General features: G+C 35.9%; 24 protein-coding genes and 1 pseudogene. 12 read left to right on the forward strand and 13 right to left on the reverse strand.

The annotated features are described in order from the left end of the window. Positions 1 to 483 precede the first annotated feature (483 nt). The 3 genes from BAOM_RS09380 to BAOM_RS24935 all read left to right on the forward strand — a co-directional run bounded on the left by BAOM_RS09380 (position 484) and on the right by BAOM_RS24935 (position 3,707). Positions 484 to 3,060 (forward strand): DEAD/DEAH box helicase, encoded by a 2,577-nt coding sequence (locus tag BAOM_RS09380; RefSeq protein WP_127762513.1) that lies wholly within the window; start codon positions 484 to 486, stop codon positions 3,058 to 3,060. Between the two features lie 29 nt (positions 3,061 to 3,089). Beyond that, the gene (locus BAOM_RS09385) at positions 3,090 to 3,380 is read left to right on the forward strand and encodes a hypothetical protein (RefSeq protein WP_127760049.1); all 291 of its coding nucleotides are present in this window, start codon (positions 3,090 to 3,092) and stop codon (positions 3,378 to 3,380) included. A gap of 201 nt (positions 3,381 to 3,581) precedes the next feature. After that, entirely contained in the window at positions 3,582 to 3,707 is a 126-nt protein-coding gene (locus BAOM_RS24935) for a hypothetical protein (RefSeq protein ID WP_252283341.1), read from the forward strand. Positions 3,708 to 3,823: 116 nt separating this feature from the next. On the opposite strand, the gene BAOM_RS09390 is transcribed toward BAOM_RS24935, so the two are convergent. Continuing rightward, complete coding sequence (locus BAOM_RS09390; protein ID WP_127760050.1) at positions 3,824 to 4,615, reverse strand: alpha/beta fold hydrolase; 792 nt, start codon at positions 4,613 to 4,615, stop codon at positions 3,824 to 3,826. 621 nt (positions 4,616 to 5,236) lie between these two features. On the opposite strand from BAOM_RS09390, the gene BAOM_RS09395 reads away from it, so the two are divergent. Continuing rightward, positions 5,237 to 5,752, forward strand: coding sequence for an undecaprenyl-diphosphatase (locus BAOM_RS09395; protein ID WP_127760051.1), 516 nt, complete (start codon positions 5,237 to 5,239; stop codon positions 5,750 to 5,752). A gap of 140 nt (positions 5,753 to 5,892) precedes the next feature. On the opposite strand, the gene BAOM_RS09400 is transcribed toward BAOM_RS09395, so the two are convergent. The 4 genes from BAOM_RS09400 to BAOM_RS09410 form a co-directional block, all read right to left on the reverse strand. Then, positions 5,893 to 6,183 carry a hypothetical protein gene (locus BAOM_RS09400; protein ID WP_127760052.1) on the reverse strand — a complete coding sequence of 97 codons (291 nt, stop codon included), beginning with the start codon at positions 6,181 to 6,183 and terminating at the stop codon, positions 5,893 to 5,895. 166 nt (positions 6,184 to 6,349) lie between these two features. Beyond that, positions 6,350 to 6,589, reverse strand: coding sequence for a hypothetical protein (locus tag BAOM_RS09405; protein WP_127760053.1), 240 nt, complete (start codon positions 6,587 to 6,589; stop codon positions 6,350 to 6,352). Positions 6,590 to 6,824: 235 nt separating this feature from the next. Beyond that, entirely contained in the window at positions 6,825 to 6,962 is a 138-nt protein-coding gene (locus BAOM_RS24310) for a hypothetical protein (protein ID WP_164853175.1), read from the reverse strand. A 116-nt stretch (positions 6,963 to 7,078) separates the two neighbouring features. After that, entirely contained in the window at positions 7,079 to 7,468 is a 390-nt protein-coding gene (locus BAOM_RS09410) for a thiol-disulfide oxidoreductase DCC family protein (protein ID WP_127760054.1), read from the reverse strand. Positions 7,469 to 7,718: 250 nt separating this feature from the next. On the opposite strand from BAOM_RS09410, the gene BAOM_RS09415 reads away from it, so the two are divergent. Continuing rightward, entirely contained in the window at positions 7,719 to 8,108 is a 390-nt protein-coding gene (locus tag BAOM_RS09415; protein ID WP_127760055.1) for a YidH family protein, read from the forward strand. A 96-nt stretch (positions 8,109 to 8,204) separates the two neighbouring features. Here the strand turns inward: BAOM_RS09415 and BAOM_RS24315 are convergent, their stop codons facing one another. Beyond that, positions 8,205 to 8,375, reverse strand: coding sequence for a hypothetical protein (locus tag BAOM_RS24315; RefSeq protein ID WP_164853176.1), 171 nt, complete (start codon positions 8,373 to 8,375; stop codon positions 8,205 to 8,207). A gap of 50 nt (positions 8,376 to 8,425) precedes the next feature. Next, entirely contained in the window at positions 8,426 to 8,560 is a 135-nt protein-coding gene (locus BAOM_RS09420) for a YuzL family protein (protein WP_119117925.1), read from the reverse strand. Between the two features lie 172 nt (positions 8,561 to 8,732). Here BAOM_RS09420 and BAOM_RS09425 point away from each other — a divergent pair, with 172 nt between their 5' ends. Further along, a complete protein-coding gene (locus BAOM_RS09425) occupies positions 8,733 to 9,614 on the forward strand; it encodes a hypothetical protein (protein WP_127760056.1) in 882 nt (293 codons plus the stop codon). A gap of 596 nt (positions 9,615 to 10,210) precedes the next feature. Here BAOM_RS09425 and BAOM_RS09430 read toward each other — a convergent pair. Beyond that, on the reverse strand, positions 10,211 to 10,693 hold the full coding sequence (locus BAOM_RS09430) for a C40 family peptidase (RefSeq protein WP_127760057.1): 483 nt from the start codon (positions 10,691 to 10,693) through the stop codon (positions 10,211 to 10,213). A gap of 262 nt (positions 10,694 to 10,955) precedes the next feature. Here BAOM_RS09430 and BAOM_RS09435 point away from each other — a divergent pair, with 262 nt between their 5' ends. The 5 genes from BAOM_RS09435 (at position 10,956) to BAOM_RS24320 (ending at position 16,912) form a co-directional block, all read left to right on the forward strand. Beyond that, positions 10,956 to 12,110 (forward strand): MFS transporter, encoded by a 1,155-nt coding sequence (locus BAOM_RS09435; protein WP_127760058.1) that lies wholly within the window; start codon positions 10,956 to 10,958, stop codon positions 12,108 to 12,110. Positions 12,111 to 12,343: 233 nt separating this feature from the next. Next, on the forward strand, positions 12,344 to 13,495 hold the full coding sequence (locus tag BAOM_RS09440) for a CapA family protein (RefSeq protein ID WP_127760059.1): 1,152 nt from the start codon (positions 12,344 to 12,346) through the stop codon (positions 13,493 to 13,495). 134 nt (positions 13,496 to 13,629) lie between these two features. Then, complete coding sequence (locus BAOM_RS09445; protein ID WP_127760060.1) at positions 13,630 to 14,796, forward strand: LL-diaminopimelate aminotransferase; 1,167 nt, start codon at positions 13,630 to 13,632, stop codon at positions 14,794 to 14,796. 119 nt (positions 14,797 to 14,915) lie between these two features. Then, positions 14,916 to 16,328 (forward strand): glycoside hydrolase family 18 protein, encoded by a 1,413-nt coding sequence (locus tag BAOM_RS09450; protein ID WP_127760061.1) that lies wholly within the window; start codon positions 14,916 to 14,918, stop codon positions 16,326 to 16,328. Between the two features lie 440 nt (positions 16,329 to 16,768). Beyond that, on the forward strand, positions 16,769 to 16,912 hold the full coding sequence (locus BAOM_RS24320) for a hypothetical protein (protein ID WP_164853177.1): 144 nt from the start codon (positions 16,769 to 16,771) through the stop codon (positions 16,910 to 16,912). A 104-nt stretch (positions 16,913 to 17,016) separates the two neighbouring features. On the opposite strand, the gene BAOM_RS09455 is transcribed toward BAOM_RS24320, so the two are convergent. The 3 genes from BAOM_RS09455 to BAOM_RS09465 form a co-directional block, all read right to left on the reverse strand. Beyond that, positions 17,017 to 17,607, reverse strand: a complete 591-nt coding sequence (locus tag BAOM_RS09455; RefSeq protein ID WP_127760062.1) for a DUF502 domain-containing protein — start codon at positions 17,605 to 17,607, stop codon at positions 17,017 to 17,019. A gap of 128 nt (positions 17,608 to 17,735) precedes the next feature. Next, the gene (locus BAOM_RS09460; RefSeq protein WP_127760063.1) at positions 17,736 to 18,878 is read right to left on the reverse strand and encodes a CAP domain-containing protein; all 1,143 of its coding nucleotides are present in this window, start codon (positions 18,876 to 18,878) and stop codon (positions 17,736 to 17,738) included. A gap of 121 nt (positions 18,879 to 18,999) precedes the next feature. Further along, a complete protein-coding gene (locus BAOM_RS09465) occupies positions 19,000 to 19,695 on the reverse strand; it encodes a lysozyme family protein (protein ID WP_445081490.1) in 696 nt (231 codons plus the stop codon). A gap of 274 nt (positions 19,696 to 19,969) precedes the next feature. Between BAOM_RS09465 and nhaC the strand changes: the two genes are divergently transcribed. After that, positions 19,970 to 21,352 carry a Na+/H+ antiporter NhaC gene (gene nhaC, locus BAOM_RS09470; RefSeq protein WP_127760064.1) on the forward strand — a complete coding sequence of 461 codons (1,383 nt, stop codon included), beginning with the start codon at positions 19,970 to 19,972 and terminating at the stop codon, positions 21,350 to 21,352. 63 nt (positions 21,353 to 21,415) lie between these two features. Here the strand turns inward: nhaC and BAOM_RS09475 are convergent, their stop codons facing one another. Both BAOM_RS09475 and BAOM_RS09480 read right to left on the reverse strand, forming a co-directional pair. Next, positions 21,416 to 21,877 carry a nucleoside deaminase gene (locus BAOM_RS09475; RefSeq protein ID WP_127760065.1) on the reverse strand — a complete coding sequence of 154 codons (462 nt, stop codon included), beginning with the start codon at positions 21,875 to 21,877 and terminating at the stop codon, positions 21,416 to 21,418. Between the two features lie 65 nt (positions 21,878 to 21,942). After that, positions 21,943 to 23,241, reverse strand: a pseudogene (locus tag BAOM_RS09480) (purine/pyrimidine permease). Positions 23,242 to 23,313: the final 72 nt, after the last annotated feature.

The raw sequence follows: 23,313 nt of genomic DNA on the forward strand, positions 1-23,313 counted from the left end.
AGACAAGTTGGACATCTGAAAAAATGGCACAGATAACTGAAGTCCCTGTAGAGCTTATTTATCAAGCTGCATATTAGCTAGAAAAGCATCTACACTATAAAACACTACAAGGGCTTTTCAAAGTTCCGATGCAGTAAATACAGGTGTTGCAATCAAGAATTTGTATTTGGTTCAGGAGATAGTTGGAAAGCTGAGAAGTGGACCTTTACACATGGTAGGACAATCTTAGCTTTTCAGCCAGGTTATAAAATAAAAAGGGTAGTTAACAATAACAAATACGTACATTTAGTTATTCAATTAAATTTGCTAAGGGAATGGCTAAAATAGAACGAATGTTTTTGTTTTTGCTCCTGGTTGATATAATATGGATATTAAAGAAAGAAGTGTCATACAATGAAAGTCCATAAAGGCTATTAGTTTCAAATCTAACTAATTGAACAACACTGCATAACTATATATTGTGACACGTAAAAGGGGATTATGATGGGAAAATTAGAAGAGATATATCCGCTCGCAATTGAGCAAACGAAACAAAAGGTTATCCAGGATATTGAGCGCTATTTAGAGACACAAGATACGCTTCCTGCCTGGCAAACATATATTTCTGACAGACAGTCTTATATTGAGCAGATTTGGATTAATGTTTGGCTAAATAAAGCTTCAAATGATGTACCGAGAAAAGAAAAAAAGGCCTTTTTGAATGAAAAGGGATATGTTACCGAAGGGACAGATAAAAAGCTAATTAATAAATTATTCCGTAACGAATTAAGAAATTATTATCCCTTTGATGTGCTGCCTTGGCTGAAACAAACTTTATCTGAAAATGAGCAAGACTGGGAGCAAAGATATGTCAATGCAAGACAAACTTTCTTTAAGAGACAAGAAGAGAAAAGGCAGGCTGAACAGCGATGGCATATTCGAGAAAAACTACAAAAGGCTGCTTATGACTTTTTGGATAAGAATGCTTTTCTTTCATATTTGCATGTCCGTTATCACGTAGCTCGAATGTTGTCTGATGATATTCAAAATAAGAAAAAGTATCATTATACAGAGCCCTACTTACTTGAAGAACCATTGAGGGTGCAGGGGGAGTTTAACGCGACAGATTATGTAATGCTTACTGATTTCTTTGAAGAATTGACAGGTGATATTCACTCGCTATTTGTTTGGGGAAGAAGCGACTTTGAATATGAAACCTATTTCTATCGCTATGAAAGAATTGTGTCGGAATTCATTTTAGACTTTGCTCCGAAAACAGTTATGGAACATTTACCCGAGAAGTTAATGGAGGATTATACGGAAATTTATGGTGACCCCCTGACTATAGGAGCTTTAAAAGGGGTGTTGCGAGATGAATTGGCAGATTTATCTGAGGCTTGTTTTGATGAGCTTCAGGAGGAATACCTTTCTGATTTGTTAAGACTGGCAGGGGTTCCTTTTGACGAAACTTTGCATCAGGAGATCTTTGAGAAAGATGAAGCGACTAGAGAACGAAGACTGGCCGAAGAGTTGGCAGAGCAGGAACGCCGGAAAGCAGAAGAGGAAAGAATCCTTGACGATATTTTTGGTAAGGCGTATAGCGCGGTCTTAGGAAAAGAAACGAGATACGTGCTCCATATTGGAGAGACGAATACAGGGAAGACTTATCAAGCGCTGCAAAAAATGAAGAGCGCTCAAAGTGGTTTATATCTTGCTCCCCTTCGGCTTCTTGCACTTGAAGTTTATGACAAGCTGAATGCAGAGGGTGTCCCGTGCTCTTTAAAGACTGGTGAAGAAGAAAAGCTGATGGAGGATGCCAACCATATTTCCTCTACAGTCGAGATGTTTCATGAGAAGGACTATTATGAAGTGATGGTCATTGACGAGGCACAAATGATTGCTGATAAAGATCGTGGTTTCTCATGGTATCGAGCCATCACGAAGGCAAATGCAAAAGAAGTACATATCATTGGAAGCCAAAATACTAAAATGATGCTTCTTAATCTCCTAGATGGGGCTGATATTGAACTGCATGAATATAGCCGTGAAATCCCCTTGGAGGTAGAGAATGGAGAGTTCAGTTTGAAAAACACGCAAAAAGGGGATGCTCTTGTTTGTTTTTCAAGGAGACGGGTTCTTGAAACAGCTTCCAGTTTACGACGGAACGGACATAACGTCAGTATGATATATGGCAGCATGCCTCCAGAAACAAGAAAAAGGCAAATTGAGCTTTTTAATCGTGGTGAAACCTCCGTTGTTGTCGCAACAGACGCAATAGGAATGGGGTTAAACCTGCCAATTCGTCGTATTGTCATCTTAGAAAACGAGAAGTTCGATGGAACGAGCAGGAGAAGATTGACCTCCCAGGAAGTTAAGCAAATTGCTGGGCGAGCTGGGCGGAAAGGCATTTATAACACCGGTAAAGTTGCATTTACGTCTGACATTAAAATGATGCGTAAACTGCTGGAGCAGGCAGATGAGCCGATTAAAACTTTTGCCATTGCTCCTACATCAGCTGTATTTGAACGATTTCAGAAATATTATCGAAACTTAGGGATATTTTTTGAACTGTGGGATCGATTTGACCCACCAAAAGGAACAAAAAAAGCCTCTCTTTCAGAAGAACGAGAGCTATATGAACTTATTTGTGATACGGAAATCGAAGCGCGCTTTCCCTTGATGGATTTATATGGATTTCTTCATCTCCCGTTTTCAACAAAAGAACCAAGACTCGTCAATCAGTGGTTGGATACCATATTCGCGATTGCTGAGAATCGGGAGTTTCCAGAACCAGTCATCAAAAGGGGAAATCTAGAGGAGCTTGAGCTTTCGTATAAAGCTATTGGTCTTCATCTATTATTTTTATATCGTATTGATAGGAGGAGTGAAGCGATATATTGGGAAAGGGTCCGAGAAGAGATTAGTAACGGTGTGCATGATCAATTAAAAGATGAAGTAATCAATTACCAGAAAAAATGTAAACAATGTGGGAAGAAGCTGCCGGATGAATCACGTTTTCCAATTTGTGACTCTTGTTATCATAGTAGATATCGAAGAAGGTATCGATCAAGTCAACATTAGGCTAGCTTATTATGATGGAGATGTTTTATATGAAGTGGAAAGCTCATCAGCCGTATTATAGAATTCTTAGAGAAGTCACCTATAATGAACAAAGAACAGTCATTTCCGATCGTGATATGTATTTATACGAAAATAAAATTACTACAAAATATCGTGAATTTCCTATTCATACCGTTCATGATATATCTTTTCGGAAAATGGGAGGTGAGGAAGGAATATTGTACCTTCATACAAGTGCGGGTGTATACCCTTTTACTGTTAAGGATGATCCTGGGACGTTTATTCAAGTGTTTAAAGAGAGTAAAGGTCTTAGGGGATAACCAATAGTTGGTCAAAAGTGCTTCTGGAGCATGTTTTCATCTTAGGTGGGAAAGCTAATAATGCTTGTTTAAAAGCGGTTTTTATCACAAATGAATGAGTGGTAAGACCTCACACCTGATGGAAGTTTCAAACAGTTCAACATACAAGATGAGACCTAACCATCATCAAAATTTAAAACATATAGATAGGGGAGTTCAATAATGGGTAAAAAACATCGTAATCGCATCAATTCTCCAAAAAAGAATAACCATGTTCCAGAAGAAGCTGTTATTGCAGAACAAGAGGCACATGGTAAAGAGTTTTCTGCGCAAAAGCGAAAGAAATAGTCTCGGACTCAATCATTAAAGTTTAATGGGAGTATGCCCTTTTAAAAAGCAATCTGTCTATATAGTCAAATACCGCTCATTCCATTATAAGGTGAGCGGTATTTTGCGTTCTTACATCAATATCTTTGTGTGATTTCATTCATAGTCATCTCAATAAAATGTGTAATAAGTCGATTTAAATCATTAGCTGATTTTGTAGGGATTTGATGCTTTACATGATTAATGACTTGTAATTCATTATATGGCAAGTTTTTATGTAATAACTCAGCATAATAATGGAATGGTTTATCTTTTTCACCATAAACAAGTAAAACGGGTAGGGTAATGTTCTTTAGCTGATTAGTACAATTATAATGCAAACTATAACGGTAATACTGTTCGATATTTATTGCATCTCCTGTTAGGGCCTCATTAAACATCTTATTGAATAACTCTTGCTTATTTGAATTGCCCCACGAAATGGCTAGTGCAAGAAGTGGAACTGCTTTTTTATTGGCAAGCGATATTCCTAAAGAAATCTTTTGCTTTAACTCCCTATCTTTCACTTCAGACATACCGCTTATTACAATGCCTCCCAGAGCTCTATCAGGGGCATTTAATAAATATTCTAGTGCAATAGAGCCACCGGTTGAATAGCCGCATATGAATGCTTTTTGAATGTTTAAATGATCTAATAAACGTTTGATATCTTTTACAATTAGTGAATAGATAATTGGCGTGTCTGAATATTGACTTCTGCCATGGCCTCTAATATCAAAAGTAATAACTTTAAAATTCCGAGATAATCCTTCTACTTGGTATTTAAAGTTTGAACTGGTAAGCACAGGGGGATGAATAAAAACGATAGGAATCCCGTTTCCTTTAACAGTGTAATATAAGTTTGCACCATCTATATCTAACATTGGCATGTATATAACCACCTCAATCAATCTGAAATCATTTCTAAAATCTTTAAGCATTATTCTTTATTCAGAATGGTTAATATGTATTGCTGTACTCATATATTAAACCTAACAAAGAAATCATTATTTTACCTTAATAACAAGGGATTTGAATATAGAGATATACGTGCTGAAAAGGGTATGCATAAAATGAAATTTCTAGTAGAAGAATACTTGCGTAATTACGGCCTGTTGTTCTTTGTAATCTATCCCTTTGAAATTTTTTTATATTTTATTTTTCCTTGCAACTATTTTTTTATTACTAATTGTTTTGGTGTCTACTTTATTAATCATACCGATTGTTATAGTTGAGCGAAGCTTAGGCTTGAAACAAGTAAAAAGAGTGGGAGAAACTAGTTAGACCTAAGTTAAACAGTGAAGTAACATAATCAATATTGCGTTGTAGATGTATGAAAGTTTTAAAAAAGTTTACTCATAACTTTATACATATGAGGAAAGATAAACATTGTTATATCGATGCTTATCCTTTTTTATTTTAAAAAAATATGAAGGGAGTTTCATCCTTAGCGTATGTTTTCCACAGTTTGTTACTAATTACTTCATCTATAAATTAAGGAGATAATTGTTATGAACTACAAAGTATTTCAGTCAGTCAATCCGCTGTCTAGACGTTGTTCTCCAATTGACTTGCTCATGATATTGATATCAAATAAGATTCGTTATGTATTTATTTTTGTTTTGATTTTTATGTGGTTTAGAAATGATTTTTACAAAAAAGTGTCTTGCAATGCGGTGATATCTGTAGGGTTAACTTTGTTTATTAACACTTTGATTAAATTGTTTTATTTTAAACCACGTCCATTTGTAAAACGTCGGGTTGGTATACTTATTCCTTCAAAAAAAGATTCTTCTTTTCCAAGTAAACATACTCTGCTTGTATTTGCTATATCTACTTCTATCTTTCTTTATGACCGTGTCCTTGGTTCAATCATGTGGATATTATCTGTGTTGACTGGCTTTTCACGTATTTGGGTAGGTCATCATTATCCATCTGATATTATCGGAAGTGCCTTTATTGGCACTATGATCAGCATCACATTAGATAAAGTGTCCAGATTCGCAAATTATTTTGCACGTCAATAGCAACTATATTTTAGACGATATCATGTGTAATTATTATTTGTTCTTTAGCCAGAGAATAAATTGTTTCGGATTTTACTAATTTCAATTTCATTCACATAAAAATACCCACATTAAAGTGGGCATTTTTATGTGAATGAAATTCATTTTTTTGTCGAAGGATTTTTATCGAGTCCTAATTCCTTTGAAAACTCTGTTAGAGCAGCTTTTAGCATTGGATTAGCTGTTTGCGTTCGACTCCTGTTCGTTACATGTTCAACAGGATTCTGCATATTTCTGTTTCGATTTTTACCTAATCCATAAGCGACTGCACTAACTCCTAGACCTAATAAAGACGTCCACATCATCCCTCTATTGTTTCTTTTTCTGCCAAACATTTTAAACATGTTTTTTCGCATCCCTATATTTAAAAGCGCAGATATCCAGTTATTCAATGTCAAACACTCCTCAATCAATCATTTGGAAAGCAAAATTGATGGCCTTCCATCATCTAATATTTGCTTTTTGGTGTTTGATAATGCTGGAAATGTTTTGATAGGGACTTAAATGTCAATAACCCTTCGATAAAATTGTTACTTAACAGATAACATTCTCATATGTCTAAAAAAATTTTTCGTTCATTTCCCATGATTCAACCGTTTTATAAGCGGTTTGCGGGTCATACCCTTTTCCGAGCAAATAGGCGATTGCTGCGACTTCTGTAAGTGCATGAGAATATGATGTAAAAGTTGCTTCTAGTAAACCATAATCCACAAAAGGTTTTACAGCCTGCAGTGTTTCACTTTTTAAATCTCTGTAAGGCATATAAAGCGTGTTATTTAAAGGTGGATAATAATACATTAGTGTTCCTCATCCTTCCTCGATATACTTCAAACGTGATGTTATTTTATGGTGAGGTTAGATATTGGTTTTTTGTCCTAATGAAAATTCCACATTTACCTAAAATTAAAAGTCCCATATAACATATCTAATTTTAAAAAACTAAATTTGTAAATGTTTTTTTCTTGACTACACCCTTGAATTTGTTGCCCGGGGAATTTGTCCATTCGTGGTTGTGTCGGAGTATACTTTCATCTCAATACTCTATTTCATCATAGTCTTTTGGTTGAGGTACTGGTTGCGTATTTTCTTTGTTAGAAAAATCATTTACGGTTTGTAATTCTTCTTGTTTTTCCGCGTTTATTTTTGCATGTTGTTTACCTTCTTTTTTCATGGTGAGAAACTCCTTCCACTTGTTCTAAATTTGATAGGCCTTATTTTAAAGCATGTACTATATAGGTGAAAAAATACATTGGAACAGAAACTTAAACCTCTACGACAAGTACAGTATTATAAGAACCGATTTCTAATTTCAGGAGAAGGTAATAAACAACTATCTTTTTTGCCAAACCATTTGTATCTATTTTTGGCGATTATTTCATAAAAGAAATCTCTAATAGGTCTTGGAATGATTAAAAGAAAATAGGGGATTTTCCAAAGGCCCTTTAAATTTTTGCAAACTTGAAGAGCTGCCGAGGATTTAAAATAACATTTGTTATGATCTATCAGAAAGAAACTATCCATATCTTCTGGAGCATTAAATTGTTTTAACAATTGTTTACCAATATCACTTTGCAGGGAGGCAAACTTATAGTAGCCTATAGGGTCTCTTTTGATGATGAATTGAACACTTTGGTCACAAAAATTGCACTCTCCATCAAATAAAATCACTCTGTTCATTTTCATTCCCCTTTTTAATAAGTATTCTATCAATATATGACTAAAAGTAAAAAGGAACCATTCCAACAAGCTATGTAATGGCTAATCAAGGTCTAATTGGGGAGAAAATTATTGTTACAGTGAATCGAGAGATCATAAAAGAACTAGTGAAAAGTATAAAAAGAAGTAAATATTTTATCATTTTAGTGTTATATATAAGAAGAGTTTAACAACGAAAATAACATCTATTTTAGTAAGTGAGTGATTGTTTATGAAGGAAAATCGAACAAAAAAATTAGAAAGCAGCTCTCCAACTGTTGATTCTACATATATTCAGCAGCATCTAGCTAATGAACGTACATTTTTAGCTTGGATTCGTACAGCAATTGCTATTATTGGAGTAGGGTTTCTTGTTACAAATGTCCATTTTACAATGAAATCAAGCCTTTCCCCAATAGGTGACTTATTAGCTAATATTATTGGGATATCTTCGGTTGGATTAGGTATTTTGACTATTATTATGGCTACCGCTGTATATATGAAAAAAATTACTGCTATTAATAATCAAACATTTCGTGCACCTAAAAAGACTGTGGTAATACTTAGTATCTTTATTATTATCATTTCATTAGTTTTTTGTATATACTTTTTAATTGCTTAATCTTATTATTTGTCAATCTTTATGGGGAAAATATTTTAAGAGCATGGTTGTAGCCGGGAATAAAAGGGGGCGACCCATTTGAGTCGCCTGAACATATTATTCATCAAAAAATTCTTTGAATTCTTTCTTGTTAGGGCTATTTTTTTGTTCATATGGATTTTGTTCTGTTGCATTTTGATCCAAATTTGTAGTGATAACAAGTTTTGGACTTTCTGAGGGCTCAGCGTAAATTCTTGGAGTATGTTGGGTTTGTTTTTCTGTCGTCATAGCTTCAGCCTCGCTTCAATGGTTTGGTTAACATATGAAAGAAAATAGGGTTAATCACGTTTTTGTTTTTTATTTGATGAAGGAACTTCTATAGAACCTGTTTCTTGTGTAGTTGTGCCTTGACCTTCGACTTGTGAAGAACCAAGGACTGACTTGGAACGGTCTTCTTTAATTTTTTTACTCATTTCGTTCACCTCCAATGTTACTTTTTGCTTAGAGGTAAGAAACTATGCAGGAGAAGATTATCCGTTAAAAAACAAAATAGTGTACAATTTTATAAATGGTTGCAGCGGGATTTACTTTATAAGAAGTGAGTGTCGCAACTATGTTGGTATATACATAAAAGGAGAGATATTTTTGGAAGATTTTCAAAGGGAAATGAATGAAAATAGAGATAAGTCAAGAAGAACGAAATGGGAGGGTCATCGTAACCAAGTAAGTGGCTTATTTCATGATGTTTTTTCAAAAAAAGCGTCCGTTGATAAAATAGCCATCTTTGGAGCGGGTAATTGTGATGATTTAGAGTTGAATTATTTGGCATCCAACTGTAACTCGATTTATTTATTTGATCTCGATGTAGAAAGTATGAAAAGAGGGGCTCAGTATCTCTTAGCAAGTACTCGTAACAAAATCAAACTCGTTGAGCTGGACGTGACAGGATTAAAGAACATCGATTTTGAAAATCATTTGTCTTCTTTATTGAAATGTGGTGAGAAGGTTGAGAGCATTCTACAGTATGTGAGGGATCTAGAGAAGTATGTGGTTGAAAGCTCAAAGGATGAATGGGCAGATTTTCTTGATAGCTTTGACATTGTCGCATCATCAGCTATTTATACGCAATTGTTTTATAACTGGGCTTTGGATACGTTATCTCAATATGAAACCCAATATAATAAGGAAGAATTAGAACAAATCAAAGAAGGGTTTTTGGATTTAAGAGATAGCATCATTCTTGCTTACCACGATTCCATTTTTAAATGCTGCAAGACAACAGGCTTCGTTATTACATGGACGGATATTTTAAAGATGGAACCGGAGTACATAGACACGATTAAGCAAGGACCAAATGCCATTTTTGCTTTAGCTTCGAATATAGGATATGGAGCTGCACTCATTGCTATAAAAGATTTTATTGAGAATGCAAATAAAGCAGATTTTTCACTAAAATATTGGCCGTGGGATTTTAATGAAGAGAAGCAGTATTTGACGATGGGGCTTTTAGGAAAGTTGAATCGTTAGTTGATTGAAATCAAGGTGGATAGAGTTCTTGTGTGGCACAAATGAGTTGTAATAAAGAAAAAAGGGCTTGTGACAGCCCGGCGCATATTATTTATTACGACAATTTTTACATACTTGAATCAATTGGTTTGTCTCTGTTCTATGGGGATATAATAGCTTGATTCTTGTTTTTTTACATAATGGACATTCTCCACGTCCGTTTGACGGTAGCTTTTTTAACGTTTTTCCTCTATATTTTTTAGCCATTTTCATCAATCCTTACTTTAATAATATTCTTTCTTTATTTAATGATGAAAAGGTCTAAATATTGATAGGCATTTAATGGTTTTCTGTTAAGGTATTTAACTCTTAGCTATGTGAAAATAATCCGTTTTGAAAATAGCTCGAAAAATGGCTCCGGATTTGTAATTCCGGAGCTTGTTTTTATCTATTCTTTTTTATTTAGCTGTGTGATAGAACGTTGTTGATTTTGGCTCTTACTCCCTTGTTTCATGGGGCTAGAGCAACCTTTCAGCAGAGCTGGAAGGTGTGTGAGACCACTGTCTCACACACATGAGCCAAAAATCGTATTATCCATAATCCGGTTTCCTCAATCCTTATTTAATTACGCGTTTTGCCCCAATGTAGCGCTCTTTCCAATACTTATCACTCATTTTAACGATTTTTACTCCTTTTGAAGTAGTACCGATAAATGTGCCATTACCATTGTAAATTCCTACATAGGATACTTTTCCTTTTTTACCTGTGGCATAAAATACTAAATCACCTTGCTTTAATGCGTTCTTTTTAACAGCTTTCCCGATTTTATATTGAGCGGCACTCGTTCTTGGAATCGTTAATTCTGTTGCCGCATGCTTATAAACATATTGAGTAAAACCGCTTGCGTCAAAGCCTTTTGGTGTAGTTCCTCCATATTTATAAGGTGTACCAATATATAACTCCGCTGTTGCTGCTACTTCTTCTCCATAGTTAATAGATGCTGAAGCGTTAGAAGTAGAACTAAAGATGAAGGCCGTTGCTAAAGCGAAAATCGATACAATAACTGCAATCCATCTTGGAAACTGTACACTCATACTCATTTTTTCTCCCCCTAAAATTGAATTCCAAGTTAACACACAATGCTAATTTTATGAGCACTTTTTCCGTTTATTCCAAAAATATTTTTGGGCAGTATTCTGTTAAGAAGTGATAAATGCGTATTCAATTATCATGGTCCCTTTCTTTATGTTACAATTATTTTTACTTTAAAGGGTAACTTTGTATTTTTATGAGATGCTCATTCAATAAAACAGATAATGGATGTGTAATCCATGGCGAGCTGAAATTCTAGGGAGGATTTAAATGAATAATCAACGTTGGTTATCTTTAAATTTTTATACTTTTTTCTTTACGTGGGGTATTTTTTTGCCATACTGGACCGGTTGGCTTATTGCAGAAAAAAATCTTTCAGTTTCCGCTGCAAGTATGATTATGGGGACGGGGATGATTGTACGTGCCTGTTCAACCTTATTCCTATTTCCGCTGTTCACTAGGCTATATTCTTTAAGTGTTGTAATGAAGTGCTTGGCTGTCGGGTCCTTAGGAGTAGTACTGTTATACATACCATTCGATACATATAGTTCATTATTCATCATTACAGTGTTATTTAGTGCTGTTTATCCAAATCTTTTACCTGCTATGGAAAGCAGTGCCTCAGTCTTGGTGAGTACTGGAAAAATCCATTATGGAAGAAGTCGGTCATGGGGCTCGCTTGGCTATACAATTGCTCTTTTAATCGTAGGTGCAGGAACTGCGGTATTTCAAGAGGCAGCGATTTTATGGCTAATGATTATAGGTCTAATTGCCATCGTTTTTTCGCAATTTCAAGCTTCTCCAGTTGTATTACATGTAAAAACTAAGCCGATTAATCAAGTGGATGAAAAAGGGAGTTTGAATAAATTATTTGCATCAGAAGGATTTGTTATCGTTCTTCTTATTTCTATCTTAGTGCAAGGGTCTCACGCTTCTTATTACAATTATGGATTTGTTTATTTACAAGATTTAGGGGTAGGCAGCTTCTATATCGGGTTAATTTTAAATGTTGCTATAGTATGTGAAATCGTATTTTTTACAAAGGTGGATCAGTTTTTTTCAAAAATGAAAGTATCTACGATGTATAGTATTGCTGCGCTTGGTTCTACTCTGCGATGGGTTATGATTTATTTATTTCCAAACGTTGTTGTATTTATATTTTCTCAAGTTTTACATGTTTTATCATTTGGTGTTGCACACTATGCATTCATTCAATATATTTCACAAAAATTAAAGCCCAATCAAATTCCAACGGCTCAAGGTATGTATGCTGCTTTTGCGATGGGTTTAAGTATAGCACTCCTTACGTTTTTAGGAGGCTTCTTATACGAAATATCCCCGAAGCTATCGTTTTTAGGTATGACTTTATCTTCGGTCCCCGCCTTATTACTCACTTTATTTACAATGAGAAAATACAACTATTAAAAATATGATGTCTTTTTTTGAATACCGTTGCTCAAAGTTGAAGCTAAAATATACTCTTACATATAAATTCGTACTTTATTATGATAATCCCTTCTAGAATAAGGGGTTATTTTTTTACAAATTACCACTAAAAAATACATAATATTCAATTTTTATAGTACTATGTATGTATATATTTAGTTAATTAAGGTATAATGTGCATGTGTTTTGGGAAAGGTAGGGGGTCGTCAAGTATGGATAATAGAGATATGGGGCGAATGAGAAAACGGAGGCGGTTAAAAAGGTCGGTACGACGTATATTAACGGCGGGAGTGCTTTTAATTATCGCACTGCTTATTTTTAATAACATCATGACGAAAGACCAGCCAGTTACAAGTGGTGTGACAGAGGAAGAGAAAAAAGGGAAAACGCAATCCGGGGAGGAAAAGGCACCAGCTGAACCCGTTATTGAAACGATTAAAATCAGTGCAGCCGGGGATTTCACACTCGGAACGGATGAAAGTTTTACATATGCAGGTTCATTTCCGGACGAAGCTTCTAAAAATGGACTGCCTTACTTTATCGAAAAATTGGATCATATTTTCGAAGAAGATGATTTAACAACCGTTAATTTAGAAACTACATTAACAAATACTACTGAAAAAGCAATCAAAAAGTTTCGCTTTAAGGGAGATCCTTCTTATGCTCAAATTTTAGAACTTGGTGGAATCGAAGCGGTCAATCTAGCAAACAATCATACTATGGATTATTTACAACAAGGGTATGATGATACAATTGCAACACTAGAGAAGCAAAAAATTGGTTATTTCGGATACGAACATCACTATGTTACGACGATTAAAGGCGTGAAAGTAGGAGCTCTTGGATATGAGGGCTGGGAAGATACACCAGAAACGCGTGCTATTGTTGATGCGAATATAAAGCGCTTAAGAGAACAAGGTGTCCAGATTATTTTAATCCATTTTCATTGGGGAATTGAAAGAAGCTATGTTCCAACTGAATCCCAACAATCACTGGCTCGTTATGCAATCGATAGCGGAGCGGATTTGATTCTAGGACATCACCCTCATGTTGTTCAAGGAATTGAGGAGTATAAGGGCAAGTTTATTGTCTATAGTTTAGGAAACTTTATGTTTGGCGGGAACCGAAATCCGGCAGATAAGGATACATATGTGTTTCAGCAAACGTTTCACCTGAAGGATGGGGAACTGACAGATCAAAAAGAAATAAAAGTTGTACCGTTCTCAATTTCTTCTGTTACGTCTAGAAATAATTATCAACCATTGTTATTAGAAGGAGCAGAAGCAGAGCGAGTGAAAAATAAAATCATTGACGTCTCTAATCAAATTAATGGGTCAGACTGGCTTCAATATGAAACTGAATAAATGTATGAGGATAGTAGTATGGAAGGAAGAACACTAAAATAGGGTGTTCTTCCTCTTTATTTTGCTATAATAATATTATTCAAGATTCAAAAAATAAGGAAAATTGGATATAAATTTTAAAAGGGGAATGTTACATGCAATTTACAGCGTCAGAAAAAGTGGCACAGTTAACAACAGGAGTTTTTATGGAAGTAGCAGGTCGGAAACAAGAGGCATTGCAAAAAGGGAAGGATGTAATCGATTTAAGTGTAGGAAGCCCGGATTTACCACCTCCTTCCTTTGTCATTGATACGCTAATTGAATATGCACAAGATACAAGCAAATATGGTTATACGTTAAAAGGGATAACGGAATTTCATGATGCAGTTTGTTATTTTTATAGAAATCGTTACGGGGTTGAGCTGGATGCAGAAAAAGAAGTGCTGCAACTTATGGGTTCACAAGATGGGCTTGCCCATTTAGCGACGGCTATTATTAATCCAGGAGACTATGTATTAGTTCCAGATCCTGGTTATCCAATCTATGAAGCTAGTGTATCACTTGCTGAAGGAACCATTTATCCAATGCCTTTAACGGCAGAAAATCAATTTTTGCCGCAGCTTAATCAAATTCCAGAAGATGTATTGAAAAAAACAAAAATGATGATTATTAGTTACCCGGGAAATCCGGTCACAGCTTTAGCAAATGAAGAGTTTTTTAAAGAGGTCATTGAGTTTGCGAAAAAGCATCACATTTTAGTTGTTCATGATTTTGCTTATTCTGAATTAATTTTCGATCATCATCCGCAAATTAGCTTTATGTCTATTCCGGGAGCGAAAGAGGTAGGAATTGAGTTCAATTCTTTATCGAAAACCTTTAATATGGCAGGTTGCCGCATTGGTTATGTAGTTGGAAATACAGAAGCGCTAAATATTTTAGCCACATTAAAATCTCATATTGATTACGGCATTTTTTATCCCATTCAAAAAGCAGCTGAAAAAGCACTTATGGCAGATCCAGCTATTCTTTCTGAACAAGTGAAAGAGTATGAGGCACGCCGAGATGCTCTGCTATCTGGACTAGCTAAAGCTGGCTGGGAAGTACCTAAATCAGCTGCGACGATGTTTGTTTGGGCAAAAATTCCTGCTGGGTGGAAGTCACGTGAATTTGCTTATGAGTTGATTGATAAAGCCGGCGTTGCAGTCGTTCCTGGAGATGCTTTTGGAAAGGAAGGGGAAGGATATGTTCGCATGGCTTTAGTGCAACCGGCTGAAAGACTGAGAGAAGCAGCGAAGCGAATTCAAGAATTTTTACAGAAATAAATGAATGAGAAACAGGAGGGGACGTTCAGTAGCCCTTCCTTTTTTTTGAGTTAGGAGTTACATGGATAGATAAATGGCCGCATACATTAGGGATAGGATCTTGGGGTAAGGGGGTTACTATGCTTATTCATGTTGTAACACCGGGAGAAACATTGTGGCAGATTGCGAGTCGTTATGGTATAGATTTTGCACGGCTTGTGGCGGTGAATAAACTTCCAGATGCAGGTCGATTAGTGATTGGTCAAGCGCTTATCATTCCTAGCTCTGCTCGTCAACATACTGTCGAATCTGGGGAAACATTATGGAAAATTGCCCAACAATACGGAGCTTCAGTAGATAGCATTATGCAAGCTAATCAATTAACTGATTCTTCGGTCATTAATCCAGGAAAAGTTTTATATATTCCCGCTCGTACACATACGGTTCGGCCTGGAGAAAGTTTGGGACAAATTGCTCAAAACTATGGAACAACAGTGCAGGACATTATTGAAGCGAATTCTATTCAAAATCTTAATCAGGTTTATTCAGGAACCAGATTAATTATTCCTTTTTCAAAAGCTATCATTGATGTTTATACTTACGTCATTAACATGGGAGAAAAAGGAGCGGATGAAGTGAGGGAGGCAGGGGATTCTTTAACTTGTATGTCTCCTTTTTCTTACGTTGTGAGAAGCGATGGGGAATTACAGCCATTAGATGATCAGGCTATTATCCAGGCTGCTCGTTTTAAAGGAGTTCTTCCGGTTATGTGCATCACTAATTTTACGTATGGGAATCTGGGATCGGACGCTGCCCAAACCATTTTGGCAAGCACAGAGCTGCAAGATAAATTATTAGAAAATATTGTAGCGACGATTGAGCAAAAGAGATATCGTGGATTAAATATCAATTTTGAAAACTTATATCCAACGGACCGTGAGAATTATAATCAGTTTTTGCAACGTGCTGTTAATCGTTTGCATGAAGATGGTTATTTTGTTTCGACTGCCGTTGCTCCAAAAACAAGTGCTGAACAAACAGGATTTCTTTATGAAGCACATGATTATGCTGCCCATGGTCGAATCGTTGACATTGTTTTTTTAATGACGTATGAGTGGGGCTATCGATTAGGGCCGCCTCAGGCTATTTCGCCGCTGAATCAAATGAGAAGTGTACTTGAGTACGCTGTAACAGTTATCCCAAGGAATAAAATATTAATGAGTTTTCAGCTGTACGCTCGCGATTGGCTTCTCCCGCACGTGCAGGGCCAAGAAGCTGAAACGTTTGATATGCAGGAAGCAGTGCAAAGGGCAGTGAAGTATAAGACAACAATTCAATATGATGAAATGGCTCAATCTCCGTTTTATCAATATGTAGATGAACAAGGGAAAAGGCATGAAGTGTGGTTTGAAGATGCTAGAAGTGCTCAAGCCAAATTTAACCTAGTAAAGGAATATGGTATACGTGGAATTGGGTATTGGGTACTCGGTTATCCGTTCCCGCAAAATTGGGTATTACTAAACGATCAGTTTAGAGTGAGAAAGCGAAGTTAGTGGCAACTTTTAAAGATAAGGTTCTGTTAAATAATATTGTTGAATTTTGGCGTATTTCGGTCGGGAATTAGTTAATAAACAATACGGTTTAGCAGAGCTTTATTTCGATATATACGCATTGTCTTTTGAATAGCAAGTTACTTCACTATGTGTATGTGTAATATTTACGCTAAACAGAATGTGTCGAAACTTGTTGTATGAAAATTATTGGAAAATGTAAGCGTTTTCTTTATAATTGTAGATAGGTGGATGGCATGCGTGGCCATCATGGTATTAGGCGTAGGTGGGGCCTGTACAACATAATTTCTTGTGAATGGTTTCAAAAATGGTTTTGTGAGGAGCTTTACTGGATATTTACAAAAACTTAAAAAGGGACGTCTAAAACAATAATAGCCAAGGGATTATAATAAAAGAAAACATAATGGAGAGAGGGAGAAGCGATGTCTACAGAAAATAAATTACGACTATCTGATTTTGTTCAAGAAGATCGATTTGAATTAAATTCGTATTTAACATATTTATTTCATCAATTTTATAGAGATGCCTCGGGTCAATTAGATGAGGAAAAAGTGCGAATATCATGAAGATAAAAGTATAAGCGATCGTGTTAGTAGTATTAAATAACACGATCGCTTTTTTTGTTGACCAATATTAAATGATGTACGATCTTGATCGAGGGTGACTATATTTACACCTTCTGTTTTTCTTTTGTAGAAGTCATTCCCCCGGATAGAATAAATTTCATTGCTTCTTCCGGCTTTACATCAATCACTTCTACCTGATCTTTTGGAATTAATAAGGTTACACCAGCTACTTGAAAGGTTTGTTGAATATAAACAGCAACATAGTCTTTTAACGGATCATAAAAACTTTCTAAATCTTCTGTTGTAATGAACCCCATGCTTTTGATTTCTGTGCCAGGTATCGTAACTAAGGCTACTTTCGAAAAAGATTTCTTCTCACCAAGAAATGAATGAATGGTGTCTTTAATTACAGAGTAGATTGTTTTAACAATTGGGATATGTTCAAGAAGCTTATCAATCAACCCAATCATTGTTCCTGTGAGAAACTTCGTAGACAACCAGCCTAAAAGTGTGATGAGAGCAATCGTTGCTAATAAACCAATTCCAGGGATGTAGTCTTCCTTTAAATAAGGTTTTAATACATTACCGAGAATGCTATCTAAAAAGATAAATGTTTTAAAAACAACATATACAACTAGAATAATGGGTACAATCGTTAAAATACCCTTAATAAAATTTTGTACAATAATCTTCACTTTTTAAATCTCCTAAATTTTTCTACATGTATGAACATAACTCACTATTCATCATATGTGGCGAGTAACCTGCACTTATTGTCCATCATGATAAGGAGGTTGGGTGCATTCTTCAAGGGTATATCTTCCTATTTTGTTAAAAAATTCTCTGTGTAATATGGTTTGTATTCCGAATTGAAGGCTACGCCTACTCCTAATGATTCAAAGTCATTATGCAAAATATTTTCACGATGTCCAAGTGAGTTCATAAGACCTTCATGAGCAAAGATGCTGCTTAATTGGCCGGCAGCAAGGTTTTCACCGGCCACTCTAAAGCGAATATTATCTTCTTTCATTCGATCAAAGGGGGATTGCCCTTTCAAATTTGTATGATCGAAATAATTATTTGCAGCCATATCTGAACTGTGATTGCGAGCTGTTTCTTTTACAGTATTATCCCAAGAAAGAGCAGGAAGATCGTGCTCAACTCTAGCGGCATTTGTTAAATCAAACAGTTGAAATTCAAAACCTTCCTTTAATTGTGGACTTGCTTCGACATAAAAGTCTTTCTTTTGTTCTTCGACTTCTTCGCTTATGATTTGTACAGCTGTTACGGTATTGCCCTCATGTTTATCATAAAAGATGGTCACATAACTATCATCTAATTGAAATAAATGATATTCATCGTTGTTTTGCAGTTGATAAAAGACAAAACCTTTTCGAATCTTTGTAATCGGTTCACCGAATTGCTTAAGAACCGTATCTTTTGAACTTCCTAATTCGATCCCTTGTTTTGCCGAAATTAAATCTTGATTTGTATATAAACCGACTACTTTTTCGTTTTCATCATAAGCGGCCATGAAAAAGTTGTGATAGTTTTTATGGTAAGCATACCATTTCACACCGTATTCATTATAAGAAGAGCGCTTGGCTGTCCCTGCTTGTTTTTCAACGTCTTCTTTCGAATCACCAAGCTCAATATTATAAACAGAGAGGGATTGTTTGTCAGGTGTTTTTAAATCAGGTTGCTCCACTTGATCTTGGGTTTGTTGTTTGTCTTCACTTGGGATACGATCTATCAGTTGGTTCAGTTCACCAATTAGATGATTGACACCATCTTGCAGTGTATCAAGTGAAGCCGAAACGTTAGGGTGATTAATGACAGAGCGAATATCCGATTGTACATCTTCATATGCTGCCTCATAGTTAGAATCTGCAAGATTCTCTTCGTATTTATACCAAATAAAGCCGACTAGGCATAGAAAAATAAGAAGTTTGGTAAGCCCTCTCAATGTAATACCTCCTCGTTTAAACGATATGCAGTAAAATTATTGTATAATGATTAATCATTAAAAGAAAAGGTAATGGTTTTGTAAAAAGTGGAATTTAATAAAAATAAATCACAGGCAAACCTTAAAAAGCTTTACCTGTGATTTGTTCTGTATTCATGGCCGGAATGCTATCACTAGAAATCACTTCAATGTTTTTAGTGACTTTAGTTGTATAAGTGAAGTCTCCATAGCAGTAAGGATAGCGAAAATTGTCTTTATCTCCGCCGCAATTATAGAGCTTTGGATTCTTTTTCACTTGAATCATTGAAAATTTCTTTGCTAGCTCTTCGCTATGTGTGCCGCCGTTTTTTGCGATGTAATGAATATAGCCTATCCCCATATTGTATGATTGAATAATCGTTGGAAAATCAACATCTTTTTTCTTTCCATATTGAAGGACACGACGAAAGTGCTTTACGCCCTGTTTAATACTTTCTTTAGGATCTGTGATTGTATTAGGGGCAAGGCCTGCCGATTCAGAAGACTGCATTGGATCTCCGCCTTTTCCTCGACTTTCCTGCTGCATTAAGGATACAAGAACGACTGTGTAGTCCTCAAGTTGATATTTTTTTAATTCATCTTCAAGGAGCGGGATATATTTTTTTACATCTGCAAAAGCATCTACTTCGGTTACTGTTGTCGCTTCTTTTGTTGTGTTCGTTGAGTTTAAAAACTGCTCGATTGTATGGAATAGAAGAGTCATCGTACAGATAAAAAATAAGATAGCTATTCCAAAGGTAATATTAAATAGTGTTCGTGTTCGTTTTCTTTTCATCATCTACTCTCCAATTATTTTTACAAGTCTCTTATAAAGATAGTTTAACAAAAATATGAGTTTATCACTATTTTAGTATTATAAAAGTGATTGAAAGGAGAGAGATTGATACACAAAGAAATTGAGTGAATTATCGGAATTGTAGGTATACTAGGACTCTCATTGACTTACATTCTATTTTCCCTTAGAATTTTTTTATGCTTTTATGCGCAAAAGCGTTTATGTATAAAAATATATCAACTAGAAACAGTGACATTATTAAAGTGGGGAAATGGTTATGAAATTAGAAAATGCAAAGCTTAAGCTTCCATGCATAGAAGCAACGATTGTACTTGCTTGCTTATTTATCATTATTGGAACAGGGATTATTTATTTTGAAATGATTCCGCATATGCCAATATTAGGGGGAGTTCTCTTCCTACTATTGTATGGTCGAATAAAGGGGGTTTCTTTTTCCATTATGGAAAGAGCGATGATGCAAGGAGCATCATCTGGTTTAGGAGCCATCTATATTTTCTTTTTTATTGGCATGTTGATTTCAAGTTGGATGGCAAGCGGTACGATCCCGACGATTATGTTTTATGGTTTTGAATTTATTTCGGGGCAAGCTTTTTATGCGGTCGTCTTTTTGATTACCTCTTTAATCGGTTTATGTATTGGTAGTTCATTAACAACGGCAGCAACCATTGGTGTTGCTTTTATCGGAATGGCAAGCTCACTGGATTTCTCATTAGCGATTACTGCGGGTGCCATCATTTCTGGGGCCTTTCTTGGTGATAAAATGTCACCATTATCTGATTCAACGAATCTTGCCTCTGGAACGGTCGGTGTTCCATTATTTGAGCATATTAAAAATATGTTATGGACAACGATTCCTGGATTTGTGGTAACGCTTGTACTGTTTTTCTTTCTCTCACCAAAATCTAGTGGAAGTAATGTACAAGAAATTGAAGACATGCTCTCAGCTTTAAGTACACATACGACAATTAGTCTTTGGAGTTTATTACCATTTATAGTCGTCGGAGGAATGGCTTTGAAAAAAGTATCAGCTATTCCGACGTTAGCTGCGGGTATTGTATCTGCGATAGCGATTACATTTATAGAAACGCCAACACAGACAGTTAAAGAAATGGCGAATGTATTATACTCTGGATTTGTTTTAAATAGCGGGGTGGAGCAGCTCGATACGATTCTATCTCGCGGTGGAATTGAAAGCATGTATTTTTCTATTTCTCTTGTGTTACTCGCTCTCGCAATGGGTGGACTACTATTTGAACTTGGTATTATTCCGTCAATTTTGAATGCGATTCAAGGGTTGCTGATTAATGTAGGTCGCTTAATTTCGGCAACCGTTTTCACAGGGATTGGCGTGAACTTCCTAGCGGGAGAGCAATATTTATCTGTTCTATTACCAGGGAAGGCTTTTCAAAACAAATATAGTGAATTAGGTTTGGAAGGGAAATCTTTAACCCGGGTATTGGAGGACGCAGGAACAGTCGTTAATCCACTTGTCCCATGGGGGGTATGTGGTGTATTCCTTACGCAAGTGCTCGGTGTCACGACTCTCGAATATGCACCATTTGCATTCTTCTGCATCGTTTGTCCAATATTAAGTTTAGTGAGTGGATGGACGAAAATTGGTTTGCATTTTAAGAAATAGACAAACGTTTTCATTCTTTCTTAGTTTAGTAAAAACGCTGCTGATATTTTCAGCAGCGTTATTTTATTTTTTTAGTTCTTGCCAAAGAGCAAAAGGATTTTTTCTTTGGAGGTCTTTATCTAAATTCTTCAACTTGATATCTCGTTCCTCTTTTGGAAGCGCTATTTGATCGTAAACATATTTTGTACCTAATCCAGCTTCTTCTTCCTCTTCTGCAGTGTAGGCATAATAAACATGTTTTAAATTTGCCCAATAAATAGCGCTTAAACACATAGGGCAAGGTTCGCCGCTTGCGTAAAGTTCACAATCAGAAAGGTTAGAAGTGCCTAGGATACGGCAAGCTTCACGGATAGCTTGAAGTTCAGCATGCGCAGTTGGATCATGCGTTTCGAGAACATCATTTACGCCTTTTGCAATAATCTTTCCGTCTTTGACGATAAGAGCGCCAAATGGTTTTCCTTTTTTCTTCTTGGTATTTTCATAAGCTAACTCGATTGCTTGTTGCATAAATTCATTGTGACTCATATTTATTACACTCCTTTTTAAAAATTAAGATTTGTAACATAAATGGTGATTTTTAAATGCGACAATCATGTACTCTTATTGTTCGTTTTCCATAGTTGTTCTAGCAGGATTACAATTATAGTACCGACAAGCAGTCCATTACTACAGATATATTGTAGAATGGAAGGAAGATCCTGAAATATACCAGTAGGAAGAAACATTAATCCAATGCTGATTATCAATGTGATTCCTAATATGGTCAATCTGCGCTGATCTAGTTCTTCTTTTAGAATAGCCTGAAAGGCAATTCCTATCATTTGGACAAATGAGGCTAGAAGTGCAGCGCTAGCAATAGGTCCTGGAAGCAAAGCTAAAAAATGGACGATTGCAGGAATGAACGCTACACCCGCTAAAGCTAAGCTAGCTATAAGGAATGGCTTTATTCTTTTTTGCTCCGTTAATCGGATAAAACCGGCCGATACTGGTAAGGGGACGACTCTAATTGTTGAAAAAAGAGCAGATATAAAATGTGAAATTCCACCAACCCAACTACCACGATTAATCGTTTGTTTTTCGTTTTCCTCAGATTTTGGAACTACTTGTTTGACAGCTGTAACGGCTGCAATCGTGTTTGAGACTAAAATAAACGTAAAAAGAATAGATGTTATAGCAATTCCTGTATTTAGTTTCGGAACACCTCAAGCAAACATTTCCGGTAATTTAATCAAGGAAGTCGATTCGGCAAAAGTATTGGAAGATTTGCCGAATAGGGTAGATAATAGCCATCCTAATAAAATCCCGATTAACACGGCGTAACTTTTCATCCATCCTTTTCCTTTACTTGATAGTATAATAACAAGTAAAAATACACCGAATGAAATGGCTGCTATTCCATAATCAGGGCGGGGTGATTCTCCTTGTAATCCCATCATTCCTTCTAAAAAAACACCGCTAAGTTGAAGGGCTAAAATCAAAAGAAAGGAACCGGTAACTAAAGGGGGGAATAAAAATAGTAGCCGATGAACTAAACCGGTCATACCGAGAATGAAGAGTAAAGAACCTGCAACGATTAATCCTCCTTCTAAAATTTGTAAGGTTTCCTTCGTATTTTGTCCCTGCTGAATAGCCACATCTGCTAATATCACAAACACACTAACCCATGATCCTGCAGGTCCGTCAGCAATCGAATATCGATGCCCCAGCCATCCTTGTATAAAAGAACTAATTCCCACAACGAAAAACGTTCGCTGCATTAATGAGGAAATCTCCTCAATTGACAAATGAAATATGCCACCGATTACAATCGGTAATGCGATGGAATTGGCTAGTAGAAAAACTAACCATTGAAATGTGCTTAAGCTACCGTAAAAACGTTGTCTCTCCATGTTGTTTCACCTTTAGAAATATGTATTTAAAGCATGTAGCCTTATTTTACCTTCAATTATATAGTACAGTTA

The organism is Peribacillus asahii, from assembly GCF_004006295.1.
GTDB classification, from domain to species: domain Bacteria; phylum Bacillota; class Bacilli; order Bacillales; family DSM-1321; genus Peribacillus; species Peribacillus asahii_A.